Source organism: Bacillus sp. JZ34, assembly GCF_053903205.1.
In genome coordinates this window covers 59714-77599 of sequence record NZ_CP096403.1, presented here as the reverse complement: position 1 = coordinate 77599, position 17886 = coordinate 59714, and the positions used below count along the sequence as shown (strand labels likewise).

The 17886-nt window shown below is 46.1% G+C and carries 14 protein-coding genes, 1 pseudogene and 1 riboswitch; of the genes and pseudogenes, 12 read left to right on the top strand and 3 right to left on the bottom strand.

Annotation, left to right across the window (positions count from 1 at the left end; all coding sequences use genetic code 11):
* Positions 1–10: 10 nt before the first annotated feature.
* Complete coding sequence (locus tag M1D90_RS00415; protein ID WP_105979437.1) at positions 11–1183, bottom strand: ROK family transcriptional regulator; 1173 nt, start codon at positions 1181–1183, stop codon at positions 11–13.
* Between the two features lie 152 nt (positions 1184–1335).
* On the opposite strand from M1D90_RS00415, the gene M1D90_RS00410 reads away from it, so the two are divergent.
* The 10 genes from M1D90_RS00410 (at position 1336) to ahpF (ending at position 13101) form a co-directional block, all read left to right on the top strand.
* Entirely contained in the window at positions 1336–1761 is a 426-nt protein-coding gene (locus tag M1D90_RS00410) for a MarR family winged helix-turn-helix transcriptional regulator (RefSeq protein ID WP_020453582.1), read from the top strand.
* Positions 1762–1773: 12 nt separating this feature from the next.
* The gene (locus tag M1D90_RS00405) at positions 1774–2166 is read left to right on the top strand and encodes a rhodanese-like domain-containing protein (RefSeq protein WP_025810520.1); all 393 of its coding nucleotides are present in this window, start codon (positions 1774–1776) and stop codon (positions 2164–2166) included.
* Positions 2160–2594, top strand: coding sequence for an EVE domain-containing protein (locus M1D90_RS00400; RefSeq protein ID WP_020453584.1), 435 nt, complete (start codon positions 2160–2162; stop codon positions 2592–2594). The genes M1D90_RS00405 and M1D90_RS00400 overlap by 7 nt, the downstream gene beginning before the upstream one ends.
* A 187-nt stretch (positions 2595–2781) precedes the next feature.
* Positions 2782–3513, top strand: coding sequence for a GntR family transcriptional regulator (locus M1D90_RS00395; RefSeq protein WP_020453585.1), 732 nt, complete (start codon positions 2782–2784; stop codon positions 3511–3513).
* The gene (gntK, locus tag M1D90_RS00390) at positions 3506–5047 is read left to right on the top strand and encodes a gluconokinase (RefSeq protein WP_020453586.1); all 1542 of its coding nucleotides are present in this window, start codon (positions 3506–3508) and stop codon (positions 5045–5047) included. Before M1D90_RS00395 ends, gntK begins: the two co-directional genes overlap by 8 nt.
* 21 nt (positions 5048–5068) lie before the next feature.
* On the top strand, positions 5069–6415 hold the full coding sequence (locus M1D90_RS00385) for a GntP family permease (protein ID WP_023856844.1): 1347 nt from the start codon (positions 5069–5071) through the stop codon (positions 6413–6415).
* 30 nt (positions 6416–6445) lie between these two features.
* Positions 6446–7849, top strand: a complete 1404-nt coding sequence (gene gnd, locus M1D90_RS00380) for a decarboxylating NADP(+)-dependent phosphogluconate dehydrogenase (RefSeq protein ID WP_456283056.1) — start codon at positions 6446–6448, stop codon at positions 7847–7849.
* 274 nt (positions 7850–8123) lie between these two features.
* Positions 8124–10727 (top strand): bifunctional acetaldehyde-CoA/alcohol dehydrogenase, encoded by a 2604-nt coding sequence (gene adhE, locus M1D90_RS00375; RefSeq protein WP_026580397.1) that lies wholly within the window; start codon positions 8124–8126, stop codon positions 10725–10727.
* A gap of 267 nt (positions 10728–10994) precedes the next feature.
* Positions 10995–11558, top strand: coding sequence for an alkyl hydroperoxide reductase subunit C (gene ahpC, locus M1D90_RS00370; protein ID WP_020453590.1), 564 nt, complete (start codon positions 10995–10997; stop codon positions 11556–11558).
* 13 nt (positions 11559–11571) lie between these two features.
* Positions 11572–13101: an alkyl hydroperoxide reductase subunit F gene (gene ahpF, locus M1D90_RS00365; RefSeq protein ID WP_039073088.1), complete on the top strand. Its 1530-nt coding sequence runs from the start codon at positions 11572–11574 to the stop codon at positions 13099–13101.
* Positions 13102–13149: 48 nt separating this feature from the next.
* On the opposite strand, the gene M1D90_RS00360 is transcribed toward ahpF, so the two are convergent.
* Positions 13150–13272, bottom strand: coding sequence for a hypothetical protein (locus M1D90_RS00360; protein WP_257419524.1), 123 nt, complete (start codon positions 13270–13272; stop codon positions 13150–13152).
* A gap of 114 nt (positions 13273–13386) precedes the next feature.
* Positions 13387–14751, bottom strand: coding sequence for an amino acid permease (locus M1D90_RS00355; RefSeq protein WP_197407058.1), 1365 nt, complete (start codon positions 14749–14751; stop codon positions 13387–13389).
* Between the two features lie 147 nt (positions 14752–14898).
* Positions 14899–14978: riboswitch (glycine riboswitch) on the bottom strand.
* Between the two features lie 479 nt (positions 14979–15457).
* On the opposite strand from M1D90_RS00355, the gene fbp reads away from it, so the two are divergent.
* Together fbp and M1D90_RS00345 are read left to right on the top strand one after the other, a co-directional pair.
* Positions 15458–17383 carry a fructose-1,6-bisphosphatase gene (gene fbp, locus M1D90_RS00350; protein ID WP_025810513.1) on the top strand — a complete coding sequence of 642 codons (1926 nt, stop codon included), beginning with the start codon at positions 15458–15460 and terminating at the stop codon, positions 17381–17383.
* A 109-nt stretch (positions 17384–17492) separates the two neighbouring features.
* Positions 17493–17831, top strand: a pseudogene (locus M1D90_RS00345) (FAD-dependent oxidoreductase); the annotation flags it as partial.
* Positions 17832–17886 lie beyond the last annotated feature (55 nt).

The following is a 17886-nucleotide window of genomic DNA, read 5'->3' as shown; positions in this document are numbered from 1 at the left end:
AAAAAAAGGCTTATTTTAACACCGGATCAAACAGCTCCGCCAACAGCAATGAAACGGCTCCGTAAAGCGTCGCTTCATCGCCGAGCTTCGTTATCGTCACCTCTGTCTGCCTCGCTTCGGCTGTTAAGGCTTTCTGCTGTATCGTTTCTCGTATCGCCGGCAATATGAACCTCCCGCCTTTCATCACTCCGCCGCCCAGCACGATTTTGCCCGGATTGACAAGATGAATGAAGTTGGTCAGCCCGATTCCGATGATCACACCGGTTTCCCGAAAGAGTTCGATACACGTTTGGCAGCCGTTCTCGGCCATTTCAAACAAATCTTTGGCTGTCAGGCTGTCCGGACTTTCTTTTAACCGTTTGTTTCCCCGCTTGGCAATCGCTTTACCGCTCACAATCGTCTGCAGGCAGCCCCGGTTGCCGCACTCGCACTTTTCTCCATTAATATCAATGATCATATGGCCCAGTTCCCCTGCGATTCCTTCCGCTCCATGGTACAGTTTTCCGTTGATGACAATCCCCGCACCGACACCGTGGCCGACGTTTACGGCCGCCATACTGCCTGCATCATCGCGGCCGCCGAACCACGATTCGCCAAGCGCCATCGCCCTGGCATCGTTTTCAACTCTGACCGTTAAGTTGAATTCTTGTTCCAGCACATCTTTAATGGGAATATTGGTTAGGTTTAAAATCGGGGCGATGCGTGACATTCCCGTTTCAGCATCGACGACCCCGTGCATTGCGATGCCGATCCCGATGATCTTTTCCTGATTGACATCGGCCCGTCCCAAAATCGCATAAACATTTTCTTTTAAAACATCAATGAACGTCTCGTTTGTCAGCGGTTTTTTCAGCAGGCTGGATGTCCGCTGCAGTATCCCTCCGGCTAAATCGGTTAAGATGCACTCCACCGTCTCAGGCCCGGCATCAATGCCAATGACATAATAGGCACCTGTGTTGATGTGCAGCATTGTCGGCTTCCTTCCGCCGCTCGAATGGCCGAGCGTGCTTTCTTTCACGAGCCCTTGTTCGATCAGCTCTTTGACAATGCTTGAGACCGTGGGAGGGGTAATCTTTGTTTCCTTGGCGATCTCGGCTCTCGAAATCGGCTCTGAAGTTCTGATTTTATTAAGAATGATCGATTTGTTCACCGATTTCATTAATTGAAATGTACCGCGTTGCATGTGAAATCCTCCATTTACACCATATCGTAGGTTTTATTGTACCACGGTTAATTAATTAAATTAACAAACGAAAACAAGAAGGCTTGCGTTCAAAAATATAATCAGTTATACTGACTATATTGTTTGGTGATTATTTTAGGTGGTGATGATTTTTGAAACAGTTAAGTCAATTTTACGGATTTTTGCTAGGAAAGGTTCTTCAGCAAATGGAGGATCAATTTGCTGATGTTCTCGCTCCGTATAGCTTGAATGCCAGGCAATTCGGAGTACTTGTATTTATTGAAGAAAACCCTTTTTCTTCTCAAAAACTGATTTCTGAACAACTGCAGATCGACCGTACGACAATGGTGAGCCATGTTGACCATTTAGAAGCTTCAGGCTTTGTGGAAAGGACAAAAAACGCAAGTGATCGCAGGGCATACAGCCTAATCCTTACTGAAAAAGGCAGCGATGTACTGTCATCATGCAAACAGGTTTTAGTACAGACAGAATATGAGGTTTTATCCCCTCTGACTGACAATGAAAAAAAATTATTTAAAGATTTGCTTTTAAAAGTATGGAAAAAGTATAAAAACTAGGAGGCATACCCTATGAATTCACTCGATTTTTTTAATGCACGTTTAGAAGCCACCATTAGCCCAATGGATTATTTTAAATCTTCAAAGAATCACCCTGAAAAATATTTTTTAATAGATGTAAGAAACGGGCCAAGCGAAGTCAGGAGTTTGACGATAAAAGGTGCTCAAGCGATACCTGAACACGATCTCCCTCATCGATTAGAGGATATTCCAAAAGATAAAGAAATCATTGTGTACTGCTGGGATGTCTGGTGCAATACGGCAGCTAAAGCAGCTAAATTTTTATTAGAAAAAGGCTATCAAGTGAAAGAGCTGACCGGAGGGATCGCGGCATGGAGAGAAATGAATTTTCCTGTGTCAGCATGCACCGAAGGGAATACTGACAAGGATGATTGCGGATGCTGAATGGAATGAAAAGAAGGTATTGGATCGGCGTAGCTTCGCGCGATCACGTCTTGAAAGGTGTATCCGGAGGCTTCGCCCAACTTTGCCACGGAAAAGAGGCGCCTTTAAAAAGAATGAATCCCGATGATTGGATCATTTATTACTCGCCAAAACAAAATCTCAAAGATGATGCGCCCTATCAAAAGTTTACAGCTGTAGGGGAAGTGAGTGATAACAGAGTTTACAAGGTTCATGCGGGAGAAGGATTCTCACCTTACAGAAGGAAGATCAACTTTTTAAAATGCCGGGAAACGCCGATCCACCCATTCATTCCCAACCTCTCTTTCATCAAAAACAAACGGCACTGGGGTTATTCCTTTCGATTTGGGCACATAGAAATTAGCGAACATGACTTCAAACTCATCGTTAAACAAATGGTCAAAATATAAAGGGCAGCTGCTCCCTTTATATTTTTTTTACTTTAGTGGAGTATTTCGAGCGCATTGGCAAAACAAATCGTTTTCTAAATGGAAAAAATTTTTCGGAAAATTTGAAATGAAAGTGTTTGCATAATCAAAATAATCGCGTTATCATACTTGTATACAAGTATACTCGTATAACTAGGAAGGTGAGTGTATGAGCCAATCTAAAAATCTTTTATATCCGGAGAAGTGGCTTTCAAGAGCTTCAACAGGTGTTCGCGTCGCATGCGAGCTGAGAATGCGCATTATTTCCGGCTTGATTGAAAGCGGTACCATTTTATCTGAAAATAAATTGGCTGCGGAATTCTCGGTGAGCCGGTCTCCCATCCGCGAAGCTTTAAAAATACTGGCATCGGAAAAAATCATCCGTTTGGAACGGATGGGCGCCGTTGTCATCGGTTTAACCGAAAAAGAAATTGGAGAAATTTATGATGTGCGTCTGGTGATGGAAACATTCGTATTCGAACGGCTTGGACGGGCAAATGTCGACGAACTGGTAACAGACCTCAGCAAAATATTGGAGATGATGAAAGTCTCCATCAAATACAAAGATGCCGACGAGTTCTCATTTCAAGACGTCTTATTTCACGAAACGATTGTCCGCTCCATCAATCATTCTTACATTTTGATGATATGGAACAATCTCAAACCTGTGATGGAAAGCTTTATTCTTTTATCCATGCGGGCCCGCTTAAAAGAAAAATACGAAGACTTTGAACGAATTCTCGATAACCATGAACTTTATATCAAAGCGATCAAAACGAAAGACAGGGATCTGATGCTTAAATCCCTACATCAAAATTTCGATGACGTGCAAGGTAAAGTTGAAGATCTGTGGCTGTCGCAACAAATGCTGGCGAAAGGGGCCGAACAAGAAAATGACTAGTTATATGTTAGGCATAGATATCGGTACGACAAGCACGAAAGCGGTTTTATTCAGTGAAAAAGGGGACGTGATCCAAAAGGAAAGCATCGGCTACGCGCTTTACACACCGGACATCTCGACCGCTGAGCAAAACCCGGATGAGATTTTTCAGGCCGTCATCCAGTCAACGGCGAAAATCATGCAGCAGCATCCTGACAAACAGCCGTCATTCATTTCATTCAGCAGCGCGATGCACAGCGTGATTGCGATGGACGAAAACGACAAGCCGCTCACCTCCTGTATCACTTGGGCAGACAACAGAAGCGAAGGCTGGGCTCATAAAATCAAAGAAGAAATGAACGGGCACAATGTCTATAAACGGACGGGAACGCCGATTCATCCGATGGCGCCGCTAAGCAAAATCACATGGATTGTAAACGAGCATCCTGAAATCGCTGTCAAAGCAAAAAAATATATCGGAATCAAGGAATATATTTTTAAAAAGTTATTTGATCAATATGTCGTCGATTACTCCTTAGCTTCGGCGATGGGAATGATGAATCTCAAAACATTGGCCTGGGATGAAGAAGCACTGGCCATTGCAGGCATCACACCTGACCACCTATCAAAGCTCGTTCCGACAACAGCCATTTTCCATCACTGCAATCCGGAACTGGCGGCGATGATGGGAATTGATCCGCAAACGCCATTTGTCATCGGTGCCAGCGACGGCGTGCTTTCCAACCTCGGCGTCAACGCGATTAAAAAAGGCGAAATCGCCGTCACTATTGGGACAAGCGGTGCGATTCGCACGATTATCGATAAACCGCAAACCGATGAAAAAGGCAGAATCTTTTGCTATGCCTTAACTGAGAATCATTGGGTCATCGGCGGGCCAGTCAACAACGGCGGGATCGTCCTTCGCTGGATCAGAGATGAATTTGCATCATCAGAAATCGAAACGGCAAAACGTCTCGGCATTGATCCGTACGATGTCTTGACCAAAATTGCCGAACGCGTCAGACCGGGTGCCGACGGACTGCTGTTCCATCCATACCTCGCAGGCGAACGGGCGCCGCTCTGGAATCCGGATGTGCGCGGTTCATTCTTCGGCCTCACCATGTCGCATAAAAAAGAACACATGATTCGCGCGGCATTGGAAGGGGTTATTTACAATCTGTACACCGTCTTCCTGGCGTTGACAGAATGCATGGACGGTCCAGTTGCCCGAATTCAGGCGACCGGAGGTTTCGCAAGGTCTGACGTATGGCGGCAAATGATGGCCGATATTTTCGAATCGGAAGTCGTCGTGCCGGAAAGCTATGAAAGCTCTTGTCTCGGAGCCTGCATTTTGGGGCTGTACGCGACAGGGAAAATCGATTCATTCGATGTCGTCTCCGACATGATCGGAAGCACGCACAGACACGCGCCGAAAGAAGAATCGGCCAAAGAATACAGAAAATTAATGCCGCTTTTTATCAACTTATCTCGAGCACTTGAAAACGAATATACACAAATTGCAAATTATCAAAGAAGCTTATCCAGCAAAAAATAGGGGAGAATTGGAGGCGTTATCATGCCATTACTGATCGTAGCAATCGGGATTGTCGCATTATTGCTTTTGATTATGGGGTTAAAACTGAATACGTTTGTTTCCTTGATTATCGTATCGTTCGGGGTTGCATTGGCGCTTGGAATGCCGCTTGACGACATCGTCAAAACGATTGAAGAAGGCCTTGGCGGAACGCTCGGCCATATCGCATTGATCTTCGGGCTCGGCGCCATGCTGGGCAGGCTGATCGCGGATTCAGGGGGCGCTCAGCGCATTGCGATGACCCTCGTCAACAAATTCGGAGAGAAAAACATCCAATGGGCGGTCGTCATCGCCTCCTTTATCATCGGGGTTGCATTATTCTTCGAAGTCGGATTGGTATTATTGATTCCAATTGTATTCGCCATTTCAAGAGAATTGAAGATATCTATTTTATACCTTGGAATTCCAATGACGGCGGCCTTATCCGTCACACACGGCTTCCTGCCCCCGCATCCGGGACCGACGGCTATCGCGGGAGAGCTCGGCGCCAATATCGGGGAAGTGCTGCTCTACGGTATCATTGTTGCAATTCCAACCGTTCTTTTGGCCGGACCTTTATTTACGAAACTGGCGAAAAAAATCGTCCCGCAATCATTTGAGAAAATGGGCAGCATCGCTTCACTCGGTGAGCAGAAAACGTTCAAGCTTGAAGAGACGCCCGGCTTCGGCATCAGCGTCTTCACAGCTATGCTTCCGGTCATTATCATGTCTATTTCGACTGTTATTACGCTTATTCAAGAAACGATGGGTCTTGCAGACAACAGCCTGCTGGCAGCTGTTCGCTTAATCGGGAATGCCTCGACTTCGATGGTCATCTCCCTGTTGGTCGCGATCTATACGATGGGGATCGCCAGAAAGATCCCGATCAAACAAGTGATGGATTCCTGTTCAACCGCCATTACACAAATCGGAATGATGCTCTTGATCATCGGGGGCGGCGGCGCCTTCAAACAAGTCTTGATCAATGGCGGAGTAGGCGACTATGTAGCTGAGTTATTCAAAGGAACAGCCATGTCGCCGATCTTGCTCGCCTGGGTCATCGCCGCAATTCTGCGCATCTCCTTAGGATCCGCGACAGTTGCTGCATTAAGCACAACCGGACTCGTTCTTCCGATGCTTGGACAAAGCGATGTCAATCTTGCGCTGGTTGTGCTTGCAACAGGGGCCGGAAGTGTAATCGCTTCCCATGTCAATGACGCAGGCTTCTGGATGTTCAAAGAGTATTTCGGACTAAGCATGAAAGAGACATTTGCCACCTGGACACTGCTTGAAACCATTATCGCGGTGGCCGGATTAGGATTTACTTTATTGTTAAGCCTATTTGTATAAAAAAGTCTTAAATGAAGGAGCAGGTATTACATGCGCAATACAATCGGTGTCATAGGTTTGGGAGTCATGGGGAGCAATATCGCCCTGAACATGGCAAGCAAAGGCGAACAAGTCGCCGTCTATAACTACACAAGGGATTTAACCGATCAACTCGTCCAAAAAACGGGAGGCCAAACAGTCAAGCCGTACTATGAACTTGAAGATTTCGTAAAGTCTTTAGAAAAACCGAGAAAAATCTTTCTTATGGTCACAGCAGGCAAACCGGTTGATTCTGTTATCGACTCGCTCGTTCCTCTGCTTGAAGAAGGGGATGTCATCATGGACGGCGGCAACTCCCACTACGAAGATACGGAACGAAGATATGATAGTTTGAAAGCGAAAGGTATCGGCTACTTGGGAATCGGCATTTCCGGCGGCGAAGTCGGCGCTTTAAAAGGCCCATCCATTATGCCCGGCGGAGATCGGGACGTCTACGAAAAAGCAGCTCCGATTCTCACAAAAATCGCCGCCCAAGTAGAAGGAGATCCATGCTGTGTCTACATCGGTCCAAAAGGCGCGGGGCATTTTGTCAAAATGGTGCACAACGGCATCGAATACGCAGACATGCAGCTTATCGCTGAAGCGTATACATTTTTAAGAGAAAAGCTTCTTTTGCCGATAGATGAAATCGCTGACATTTTCGACACGTGGAATCAAGGAGAGCTGAAAAGCTATTTAATCGAAATCACGGCAGAGATCCTGAGGAAAAAGGATGAGCGAACGGGCGCTCCGCTCATCGACGCCATCCTCGACAAAACCGGCCAAAAAGGCACGGGCAAATGGACGAGCCTGCAGGCCATCGACAACGGCATTCCATCATCGATTATCACGGAATCCCTGTTTGCCCGTTACCTGTCATCATTAAAAGACGAACGGACAGCTGCCGAAAACGTATTGGCCGGCCCTGAAACAGAAGAACGGCCCCTGGATCAGAACGTGTGGATCGACCGCGTCAGACAGGCGTTATACATGGGGAAAGTCTGCGCCTATGCCCAAGGCTTCGCTCAATATAAAATGACGTCTGACCTGAACGGATGGAACCTGCCGTTAAAGGACATCGCCCTCATCTTCCGCGGCGGCTGCATCATCCGCGCACAATTTTTAAATCTCATCAGCGAAGCGTTCGACAAACAGCCGGACCTGTCCAACCTGCTGGTCGCACCTGACTTCGCTGAAAAACTAAAAGAATACCAGTCCGGCTTGCGAAAGGTCGTCTGCGAAGGCATCAGCTCAGGCATCTCATTCCCGTGCCTGAGCACCGCCCTCTCCTATTACGACGGCTACCGGACGGGCCGCTCAAACGCAAACCTGCTGCAGGCGCAGCGCGATTATTTCGGCGCTCACACGTATGAGCGGACGGATATGGAAGGCGTGTTTCATACGGACTGGTATTAAAAGCTGCACCCCGGACCTCGGGGTGCATTCTTATTTTACTCAAGAATGAATTTCATACTTTGTTCAACATTTCACAAACTCATACTTCAAATTCGTGATATGATAAATTCAGCCACAGAAAAGGAGGACTGATACCAAAATAAACCAGATATCCGCTTCAGGGATAAAATTTTTTAACTCCACTTGTGAAATGTTTCACAAACAATGTCCGCATCATTCATCCCTGAACATCCTGTTGTAATCAAATTCCTATTCATTCACTGGAGGGTTTACAATGGCAATCGAAGAAAAGGAAATGAAACAAAAGCAAAATGCCTCAACCATGGTTGATCAGCTAGTCGAAAAAGGCCTAAAGGCATTGGAAGAATTCCGCAGCTTTGATCAGGAGCAGATTGATGAGATCGTCAAACAGATGGCGCTTGCCGGCCTTGATCAGCACATGCCTCTCGCCAAACTTGCCGTCGAAGAAACGAAGCGCGGCGTTTATGAAGATAAAATCATTAAAAACATGTTTGCCACAGAGTATGTCTACCATCATATCAAATACGATAAAACAGTGGGCATCATCAATGAAAACGAACACGACGGAGTCATTGAAATCGCGGAGCCTGTCGGTGTCATCGCCGGCGTGACGCCGGTGACCAACCCTACTTCCACTACAATGTTCAAGTCCCTGATAGCGATCAAAACAAGAAACCCTATCGTGTTTGCTTTCCATCCATCGGCCCAAAAATGCAGCCGCGAAGCGGCGAGAATCCTTCGGAACGCAGCCGTCAAAGCAGGAGCACCAGACAACTGTATCCAATGGATTGAAACGCCTTCGCTGAATGCAACTCAAGCCTTAATGACCCACCCGAACGTTTCCCTGATCCTCGCAACAGGGGGCGCCGGCATGGTGAAATCAGCGTACAGCTCCGGAAAACCGGCCCTTGGTGTCGGACCTGGAAACGTTCCGTGCTACATCGAGAAGTCTGCCAACCTGAAGCAAGCCGTCAATGATCTGATCTTATCCAAAACATTTGACAACGGCATGATTTGCGCATCAGAGCAGGCCGTCATCATAGACAAAGACATCTACTCAGACGTCAAAGTCGAAATGACAAGAAACAACTGCTATTTCTTAAATGAAACCGAAAAATCAAAGGTCGAGAAATTGGTCATCAATGAAAATACTTGCGCGGTAAACGCTGATATCGTCGGCATGCCGGCATTCAAAATCGCTGAAATGGCCGGTGTCAAAGTGCCTCAAGATACAAAAATCCTCATCGCCGAATTAGAAGGCGTAGGTCCGGATTACCCGCTTTCCAGGGAAAAACTGAGCCCTGTTTTAGCGTGCTACAAAGTCAGCGGAATTCAAGAGGGATTAAAACGCGCCGAAGACATGCTCGCGTTCGGTGGAACCGGCCACTCGGCGGTAATTCATACGAACGATCAAGAAGCCGTTAAAGAATTCGGATTACGGATGAAAGCCGGGCGGATCATCGTCAATGCACCGTCGTCACAAGGGGCGATCGGCGACATTTACAACGCCTATATGCCTTCTTTAACACTCGGATGCGGCACATATGGCGGAAACTCCGTCTCGTCAAACGTTGGAGCTGTTCATTTAATCAACACGAAAAAAGTGGCGAAAAGGAATGTCAATATGCAGTGGTTTAAAGTTCCTCCAAAAATCTATTTTGAAAAACACGCAACCCAATATTTAGCGAAAATGCCTGACATCTCAAAAGCGTTGATTGTGACTGATCCGGGGATGGTGAAACTCGGATATGTAGACCGCGTCCTACACTACTTAAGAAGGCGCCCGGATTACGTTCATTGTGAAATTTTTTCTGATGTCGAGCCTGATCCTTCAATCGAAACGGTGATGAACGGCGTCGACATGATGGCCAAATTCCAGCCGGATGTCATCATCGCCCTCGGCGGAGGTTCTGCAATGGATGCCGCAAAAGGAATGTGGTTGTTCTATGAGCACCCGGATGCTGAATTCTTTGGATTAAAGCAAAAATTCCTGGACATCCGCAAGCGCATTGTCAAATACCCGAAACTGGGCGAAAAAGCAAAATTCGTCGCGATCCCGACGACATCAGGCACAGGCTCTGAAGTCACTTCATTCTCTGTCATTACAGACAAAGAAACGAATACGAAGTATCCGCTGGCCGACTATGAATTAACGCCGGACGTCGCGATCATTGACCCGCAATTTGTCATGACCGTGCCGAAACATATTACGGCTGACACAGGAATGGACGTATTAACACACGCAATTGAATCATACGTATCGTGCATGGCTAACGACTATACAGACGGCTTGGCCATGAAGGCCATCCAGCTGATCTTCGAATACCTGCCTAGAGCATACAAAAACGGCAGCGACGAGCTGGCCCGCGAAAAAGTGCATAATGCATCAACGATTGCCGGAATGGCGTTTTCCAATGCCTTCCTTGGCATCAACCACAGCTTAGCCCATAAGCTTGGCGCGGAGTTTCACATCGCTCATGGACGGGCAAACGCCATCCTTCTGCCGCACGTGATCCGCTATAATGCAGAAAAGCCGAAAAAGTTCACGGCATTTCCTAAATACAGCCACTTCATAGCCGATCAGCGCTACGCGGAGATTGCCAGAACGCTCGGCCTGCCTGCAAAAACAACTGCAGAAGGCGTTGAAAGCCTGATCCAGGAGATTATCTCGCTCGCCAAAGAGCTTAAAATTCCGATGAGCATTAAACAAAACGGCGTGGATGCTGCCGCATTCGAAAGCAAAGTGGATCTCATGGCCGAACGCGCCTTTGAAGATCAGTGTACGACAGCCAATCCGAAGCTGCCGCTCGTTTCGGAGCTTGCTGAGATTTACCGTTCCGCATATAAAGGAGTTTAGCCAAAGAAGCCGTCATTCCGACGGCTTTTCGTTTTCAATTAGGACTCTTCATTCTCACTACTCTACCATTTGTGCCAATCATACTATATGAAAGTTACGAAACTCCAACTCTTTTCTTTAGCTGAAATACTTAACAAAAAATTAATGGGCTTTCCCCTTGACAAAAAATATTTATTACTTGATAATTTATATATAATTATAATAATTACAGAGAAATAAAGTTTACAATTTTTATTTCTCTTAAACTACATTCAGGAGGACGATATTATGTCTCTAATCGGAAAAGAAGTACAACCATTCGCAGCGAAAGCTTACAAAAACGGTGAGTTTATCGATGTTACACACGAAGATCTAAAAGGCCAATGGAGCATTTTCTGCTTCTATCCAGCAGATTTCTCATTTGTTTGCCCGACTGAGCTTGAAGACCTTCAAAACGAATATGCTGCCCTAAAAGAACTTGGTGTCGAAGTATACTCTGTTTCTACAGACACTCACTTCGTACATAAAGGATGGCATGATAGCTCTGAGAAAATCGGCAAAATCACTTACGCGATGATCGGCGACCCGTCTCAAACGATCTCCCGCAACTTTGAAGTGCTGAACGAAGAAGAAGGTCTTGCTGACCGCGGAACATTCATCATCGATCCGGACGGTGTGATCCAAGCTGTTGAAATCAACGCAGGCGGTATCGGCCGTGATGCAAGCACCCTGATCAACAAAGTAAAAGCGGCTCAATACGTCCGCCAAAACCCAGGCGAAGTTTGCCCGGCTAAATGGGAAGAAGGTTCTGAAACACTGACACCAAGCCTTGACCTAGTAGGCAAAATCTAAGGAGTGCATTCAATTGGTACTTGAAGCAAATATCAAAGCACAATTAAACCAATACATGCAGATGATTGAAAATGACATCGTCCTTAAAGTCAGTACAGGCGATGACAGTGTCTCTAAGGATATGCTGGCTCTTGTAGGAGAGCTGGCTTCCATGTCATCAAAAATCACTGTTGAAAAGGCGCAGCTCGACAGAACGCCAAGCTTCAGCGTCAATCGTGCCGGAGAAGAAACAGGCGTCACATTCGCCGGAGTTCCGCTCGGTCACGAATTCACATCTTTGGTGCTGGCACTCTTGCAAGTAAGCGGCCGACCGCCGAAAGTCGATCAAAAAATCATCGATCAAATCAAGAACATCAGCGGCGAATACCGCTTCGAATCTTATATCAGCCTCACATGCCACAACTGCCCGGACGTTGTGCAGGCATTGAACATGATGAGCGTGCTCAACCCGAACATCACGCACACGATGATCGATGGTGCGGCATACAAGTCAGAAGTCGAAAGCAAAAACATTATGGCTGTGCCGACCGTATACTTGAACGGCGAATCCTTTGGAAGCGGCCGAATGACGCTTGAAGAAATTCTTGCGAAAATGGGCAGCGGCACAGATGCATCTGAGCTTTCTGATAAAGATCCGTTCGATGTACTCGTTGTCGGAGGCGGACCTGCCGGTGCAAGCGCAGCAATCTATGCGGCGCGCAAAGGCATCCGCACAGGAATCGTTGCCGAACGCTTCGGCGGCCAAGTCCTTGACACGATGAGCATCGAGAACTTCATCAGCGTGAAGCGCACCGAAGGGCCGAAGCTTGCGGCAAGCCTTGAAGAACACGTGAAGGATTACGAGATCGACGTCATGAACCTGCAACGCGCAAAAGGTCTCGAGAAAAAAGATCTTTTCCATCTTGAACTCGAAAACGGCGCTGTTCTGAAAAGCAAAACCGTCATTCTGTCAACTGGCGCACGCTGGCGCAATATCGGCGTACCTGGCGAACAAGAGTTCAAAAACAAAGGTGTCGCATACTGCCCTCACTGTGACGGACCGTTGTTTGAAGGCAAAGACGTCGCCGTCATCGGCGGCGGGAACTCCGGTATCGAAGCAGCGATTGACCTTGCAGGTATCGTCAACCACGTGACTGTTCTTGAGTTCGCACCGGAGCTGAAAGCAGACGAAGTTCTGCAAAAACGTCTCTACAGTCTCCCTAACGTGACTGTCGTGAAAAACGCCCAAACAAAAGAAATCACGGGTGATGAAAACGTAAACGGCATCACTTACGTTGACCGTGAAACAGGAGAAGAAAAACACGTCGAGCTCCAAGGCGTCTTCGTCCAAATCGGTCTTGTGCCGAACACGGAATGGCTCCCTGAAACCGTCGAACGCAACCGCATCGGCGAAATCGCAGTCGACAAACGCGGCGAAACAACCATCCCTGGCCTATTCGCTGCCGGCGACTGCACAGACGGACCATATAACCAAATCATTATTTCGATGGGATCGGGGGCAAATGCCGCATTAGGGGCGTTTGATTATTTGATCCGGAACTAACACGAAAGGCGCTATGCTGCTTAAACGGCAGTATGGCGCTTTTTTATGTTATAACCCATATAAATAGGACTTCACATCATGGCCGACAAACGCTTTCCATATGATCAAATTGTACGGATAGGACCAAGCGGGATATTGCGATTGTCCATTCATGTATGAATTGTATTCCATGACTCCATTCCTCTCGTTCTCATGTCTACATTAAATATAAACCTATAAAAGGAAACGGTTAATCAAAAATAAAGACGGCATACTGCATGCAGTACACCGTCTTTTTCAAGAGATTTAATTTGACTCATCATGTTCTTTTTGTCCTGTTTTTTTCATCCAAAATAAAATAAACAATACAATAAACCATAGAGGAGTCAGCAGCAAGGCCGGGCGAGTCGCATCCGCATACAGCATAATCATGAGAATGACCGCAAACATCGCCAGGACAACATAATTGATAAACGGCGCGAATGGCGCTTTGAATGTTGATGCTGCGTGTAAGTGCGGACGGGTTTTCCTGTATCTAATATGGCTGACAAGAATCACACCCCACACCCATATGAAACAAATCGCGCTGATGGTTGTCACAATGCCAAAGGCTTGTTCCGGTATCAGTTTGCTTAATAGCGCCCCTGCTGACAGGACAATGGTTGATACCCATAACGCGTGACTCGGCACATGGTTTTTATTCAGCTTCGCAAAATTGGCCGGGCCCTGTTTCGTTTTACTTAAATTGTACAGAATCCGGCTTGTTGAAAACATCCCGCTGTTACAAGCAGACGCGGCTGACGTTAATACAACAAAATTAATGATTCCCGCGGCAAGCGGGATGCCGACTAAGCTGAAGGTTTTCACAAAAGGACTTTCCGCTGCATTCAGTTCCATCCAAGGGTTAATACATAATAAGACGATAAGCGCGCCGACGTAGAAAAATAAAATCCGTAAAGGAATTTTATTAATAGCCGATGGAATATTTTTTTTCGGGTTCGACGTTTCCGCCGCCGATACACCTACTAATTCCACACCAACATATGCAAAGATCACCATTTGGAAAGAAAGCAAAAAGCCTGAAAATCCGTTTGGAAACAAACCGCCATGCGCCCAAAGGTTGGTAACCGAAACCGTTCCTGTATGCGTCTTAAACCCGATCACCAGCAAAATAACACCGATGACAATTAACGCAAGAATCGTGATCACCTTTATTAAAGCGAACCAAAATTCCAATTCTCCAAAAAGCTTGACAGTCAACAGATTGAGCCCTAATAAAATGAGTAAACAGATAAGTGCAGGGACCCACTGTGGAATATCAAACCAATATTTCACATAGACACCGACGGCAATCACATCCGCCATAGCTGTCATAATCCAGCAAAACCAATAGGTCCACCCGGTGACAAACGCCGCACGCGGCCCCAGATACTCCTCGGCAATATCGGTTAACGATTGATAACCCGCTTTAGATAACAGCAATTCTCCCAGCGCCCGCATCACGAAAAAAAGCGCAATACCTACAATGAAATACGCAAAGATGATAGAAGGACCCGCCAATTGAATCGCCTTACCGGAGCCTAAAAACAACCCGGTGCCAATCGTCCCGCCAATAGCGATAAGCTGTACGTGCCGATTGGATAAGTCCCTCTTTAATTCCCGCTGTTCCACATCAAACTCCTCCTTACCTCTCTAGTGAACGACGAGCAGTAAAAAAGCCCATAAAAAAAGAGATTGGATGTCCTCCAATCTCGCGGTCATAAGAATATCAAAATATATTTGTGCCGCTGACAATCATCAGCACGACAAATACATATTCGGTACTCTTCTGTCCTTTTGCCTGAGATTGTGAACCCTTCGGCGCCGCAGAATTCCGCGGTCTCTCCAGAAGCTGCTCCTGCTGTAGTGCGACCCACAGCAATCATAGCTTGCATGTATTGAGTTTTTCGATAGAGATAATTACTATCGGATAACTTTTAATTTTAATAGAGGTTGAGTGATTTGTCAATGGTCCTATTTATAGTTAACGCTAGTATTCTTAAACTCACCTATACTAGCGACAATATTTTCCTCCCATTTCTGAGAACGAGACAATGCTGGGATAGAAAGAAATCAATTCCATGAAAGTGACCAAGCCAAAGCCGGGGTACTCTGAAATGCGGTGTCCGATTAATGTTAAAGAAGCCTTCTCAAGCTTTCTCTCCGCTCATCTCAGCGCCTCTTTCCCTCGTTTTGATTGTCTCAAAAAGGAGTTATGCGGTACTATCATATAAAGGTCAATTATTTAAAAATAATGTCATACTTTTAAAATCACCTTATCATGCAAATGCTCGTACATAGGGGGACAGCTCCTATTCTAAAAAGGGGATGGACGATTTTGGAAACCAAATATTTAGATTTACTCGCACAAAAATACGATTGTGAAGCAAAAGTGGTAACGGAAATCATTAATTTGAAAGCGATACTGAACCTGCCGAAAGGCACCGAGCATTTTGTCAGTGATTTGCACGGGGAATACCAGGCATTCCAGCACGTGCTGCGGAATGGTTCAGGAAGAGTAAAAGAGAAGATACGCGATATTTTCAGCGGTGTCATTTATGATAGAGAAATTGATGAATTAGCAGCATTAGTGTATTATCCGGAAGACAAACTGAAGTTAATAAAACATAATTACGATACGAAAGCATTGTTAAACGATTGGTATAAAGAAACGATTAATCGAATGATTAAGCTCGTATCTTATTGCTCTTCCAAGTATACCCGCTCCAAATTACGCAAAGCACTGCCCTCTCAGTTTGCTTATATTACGGAGGAGCTGCTGTATAAAACAGAAGAGTCTGCCAACAAAGAACAGTATTACTCCAAAATCGTAGATCAGATCATTGCGCTTGGCCAAGCTGATAAGCTGATCACCGGTCTTGCATATAGCACGCAGCGATTGGTTGTCGACCATCTGCATGTTGTCGGCGATATTTACGACCGCGGACCGCAGCCGGATCAGATTATGGAAGAACTGATCAACTATCATTCAGTCGATATTCAGTGGGGAAATCACGATGTCCTTTGGATAGGCGCTTATTCAGGCTCTAAAGTATGCCTGGCAAATATTATCCGCATCTGTGCCCGCTATGACAACTTGGATATTATTGAAGACGTGTACGGCATCAATCTGAGACCGCTCTTGAACCTTGCCGAAAAATATTACGATGATAACCCATCTTTCCGTCCGAAAGCAGACGAAAACAGACCGGAAGATGAGATTAAGCAAATCACAAAAATTCATCAAGCGATTGCGATGATCCAATTCAAGCTTGAAAGCCCGATTATCAAGAGACGGCCGAACTTTAATATGGAAGAGCGGCTGTTATTAGAGAAAATAGATTACGACAAAAACGAAATCACGCTGCACGGAAAAACATATCAGCTGGAAAACACCTGCTTTGCGACAGTGAATCCGGAGCAGCCAGATCAGCTATTAGAAGAAGAAGCAGAAGTCATAGACAAGCTGCTATTCTCTGTCCAGCATTCCGAAAAGCTGGGCCGCCATATGAATTTTATGATGAAAAAAGGCAGCCTTTATTTAAAATATAACGGCAACCTGTTGATTCACGGCTGTATTCCAGTTGATGAAAACGGCAATATGGAAACGATGATGATTGAGGATAAACCGTATGCAGGCCGTGAGCTGCTTGATGTATTTGAACGATTCTTGCGGGAAGCGTTTGCCCACCCGGAAGAAACCGATGATCTGGCGACGGATATGGTCTGGTATTTATGGACAGGCGAGCACTCCTCCCTTTTTGGAAAACGCGCTATGACGACCTTTGAGCGGTATTTCATTAAAGAGAAGGAAACACATAAAGAGAAGAAAAACCCGTATTACTATTTGCGTGAAGACGAGGCAACCTGCCGAAACATCCTGAAAGAATTCGGCCTCAACCCGGATCATGGCCATATCATCAACGGCCATACACCGGTAAAAGAAATCGAAGGAGAAGATCCGATCAAAGCAAACGGAAAAATGATCGTCATCGACGGCGGCTTCTCCAAAGCCTACCAATCGACAACAGGTATCGCCGGCTACACGCTGTTATACAACTCCTACGGCATGCAGCTCGTCGCCCATAAACACTTTAATTCCAAGGCGGAAGTGCTGAGCACCGGAACTGATGTCTTAACGGTGAAGCGATTAGTGGATAAAGAGCTTGAGCGGAAGAAAGTAAAGGAAACGAATGTTGGTGAGGAACTCTTGAAGGAAGTAGCTATTTTGGAGAGATTGCGGGAGTATCGGTATATGAAGTGAGGAAATGTGGAGTTCAGGGATCATTCTCTGGGCTCTTTTTGACGGTTTTCCACTTCGTACAGCAAATTGCTAACAAGGTCTGGTTTTCTGCTCGTTCATAGATAAGTAAGCGGCGATTGATCTCGCAGGCATCGTCAACCATGTCACTGTTCTTGAGTTCGCACCGGAGCTGAAAGCGGAGGAAGTCCTGCAAAAACGCCTCTACAGCCTGTCAAACGCGACTGTAGTGAAACATGTACAAACGAAAGAAATTACAGGTGACCTAAACGTAAACGGCATCACTTACGTGGATCGTGAAACAGGCGAAGAACAACACGTTGAACTCCAAGCTGTCTTCGTCAAAATCGGTCTTGTGCCAAACACAGAGTGGTTAGACGGATCAGTCGAGTGCAACCGCATCGGCGAAATCGCAGTCGATAAAGGCGGCCAAACAAGCACCCCCGGCCTGTTGACTCATCACCGTTCACTCCCAAACATCATTCGTAATTGATTATCAATGATAA

What these genes read in the sequence shown, in the direction of transcription:
- M1D90_RS00400 (WP_020453584.1), top strand. Translation starts at nt 2,160, where the DNA reads ATGCTGAATGGAATGAAAAGAAGGTATTGGATCGGCGTAGCTTCGCGC.
- gnd (WP_456283056.1), top strand. Translation starts at nt 6,446, where the DNA reads ATGCGCAATACAATCGGTGTCATAGGTTTGGGAGTCATGGGGAGCAAT.
- ahpC (WP_020453590.1), top strand. Translation starts at nt 10,995, where the DNA reads ATGTCTCTAATCGGAAAAGAAGTACAACCATTCGCAGCGAAAGCTTAC.
- M1D90_RS00385 (WP_023856844.1), top strand. Translation starts at nt 5,069, where the DNA reads ATGCCATTACTGATCGTAGCAATCGGGATTGTCGCATTATTGCTTTTG.
- gntK (WP_020453586.1), top strand. Translation starts at nt 3,506, where the DNA reads ATGACTAGTTATATGTTAGGCATAGATATCGGTACGACAAGCACGAAA.
- M1D90_RS00360 (WP_257419524.1), bottom strand. Translation starts at nt 13,272, where the DNA reads ATGGAATACAATTCATACATGAATGGACAATCGCAATATCCCGCTTGG.
- M1D90_RS00395 (WP_020453585.1), top strand. Translation starts at nt 2,782, where the DNA reads ATGAGCCAATCTAAAAATCTTTTATATCCGGAGAAGTGGCTTTCAAGA.
- M1D90_RS00405 (WP_025810520.1), top strand. Translation starts at nt 1,774, where the DNA reads ATGAATTCACTCGATTTTTTTAATGCACGTTTAGAAGCCACCATTAGC.
- M1D90_RS00415 (WP_105979437.1), bottom strand. Translation starts at nt 1,183, where the DNA reads ATGCAACGCGGTACATTTCAATTAATGAAATCGGTGAACAAATCGATC.
- adhE (WP_026580397.1), top strand. Translation starts at nt 8,124, where the DNA reads ATGGCAATCGAAGAAAAGGAAATGAAACAAAAGCAAAATGCCTCAACC.